This is a genomic window from Spirosoma daeguense, assembly GCF_054776875.1.
The window spans coordinates 1-1,504 of sequence record NZ_BAAHBF010000026.1 but is presented as its reverse complement, the minus strand read 5'-3'; the positions used below and the strand labels follow the sequence as shown (position 1 = coordinate 1,504).

Annotated in this window: 3 protein-coding genes; all 3 read left to right on the top strand. The window is 44.9% G+C overall.

Annotated features, from left to right (window positions below):
* Nucleotides 1-412, top strand: a 412-nt coding sequence (locus ACYVD4_RS31945; protein ID WP_460952510.1) for a hypothetical protein, incomplete at its 5' end; no start/stop codon positions are given.
* A gap of 102 nt (nt 413-514) precedes the next feature.
* Complete coding sequence (locus ACYVD4_RS31940; protein ID WP_460952508.1) at nt 515-1,114, top strand: N-acetylmuramidase family protein; 600 nt, start codon at nt 515-517, stop codon at nt 1,112-1,114.
* A complete protein-coding gene (locus ACYVD4_RS31935; protein WP_460952506.1) occupies nt 1,111-1,344 on the top strand; it encodes a hypothetical protein in 234 nt (77 codons plus the stop codon). Before ACYVD4_RS31940 ends, ACYVD4_RS31935 begins: the two co-directional genes overlap by 4 nt.
* Nucleotides 1,345-1,504: the final 160 nt, after the last annotated feature.

Sequence of the window (1,504 nt, the reverse complement as noted above, 5' to 3'; positions counted from 1 at the left end):
ATCAGTACGTAACAAATGCAGCGTATTGGCCGATTCTGCTGGCATTCGCTGGTTGCAAGCTCCGTGCCTTCCGCCAAACGACCGGGGAGCCTTCTGTGTACGAATTGCTTGTGGTAGTACGGGAGGGGTTGAGGTATACAGGCATTCGCACACAAATAGTAGAGACATGAAAGACGAAACGCTTCCTGCTGGACTTATACGCAACATTGAGGGAAATGTGATTGATTCGCAAACCAAGATGGTTCTAGAGAAATGTGAATCATGCGACGATTATTATTCGCCAGACGAAATATATCCTACTGAGTTTGGCTGTTTGTGTATTGATTGTCAGAAGCTCTACGATAGTCTTGATAAGATTAAGCCTACTTCAACTGAAGAGTTTACAGTAAAAGCAAACCTAATTTGTGTATAGCCACCTGCGCGGGTGAAACAGTAAGACGGATTAAAAGCAAGTAAGAAGTCGCTAATTATTAAGGTGTTACAAGCACTGTCACGATCATAGTTAAGTAAAGCCATGCCGACCAACCCGACCACCGCACAGCCGAAAGTAAAGCTGACCCTAGACGACTACAAACGAGCCGCTAAACGCCTGAACGTCGATGTGGCGACCATTCGCGCCGTTACACAGGTTGAAAGTGGTGGCAGTGGGTTTATGTCCGATGGTCGCTGTATTATACGCTTTGAACCACATCTGTTCTCGCGAAAGACAGGCGGCAAATACGACCAATCGCTCCCACTACTTTCCTTCCCAAAGTGGAAACCCGGCTACCCTAAAACCGTTACTGATAGCTGGAGACTGTTCGAACAGGCTGCCAAACTAAATGCAAACGCGGCAGTGCAGTCGAGTAGTTGGGGTCTGTTTCAAATACTTGGTCAACACGCGTTAGTGTGCGGATGCGAAACGCTGGGCGAGTTTGTAAAGCGAATGGAAGAGTCGGAAGCATCTCAGCTTGATTTGTTTTGCGAGTTCATTATTGGCACTGGATTGGATGATGAATTACAGACACAGAACTGGACTTCGTTCGCTAGGCAATATAATGGCAAATTATATGCTGTGAACAGGTACGATATTAAGCTAAAGAGCGCTTACGATAAGTACAGAATGGATGTATGAAAACACTAATCACCATAGATAACTTTAGAGAACACCTCAACAAAGAAGTTGACGTACATTGGCTTTGTAAACATGGCGGCATGATGATGCCAGAACGTAACGAACTTATTGGAATGGTGCCAGACTACTACTTTCTAAAATCTATTGAAGAGAATGACGAGCCATGTTTCTGGTTAGCTCCTGTTTGTGATGATGATACTGATACGGTGGAGGTGTATAGGTTAAATTGAGACTACATAAGGGTTTAGGAATAACAACAACGCCCCGGCCGGCTGAGTCAGGGCGTTTTGTTTATTCCAGAAGGTTCAATTCGTTCTCGAACGGCAGTCCAATTTCAATTCCCTAGGGGTTCGATTTAAAGCCAAGTTTTTCAAGTACTGGCAATAAGGC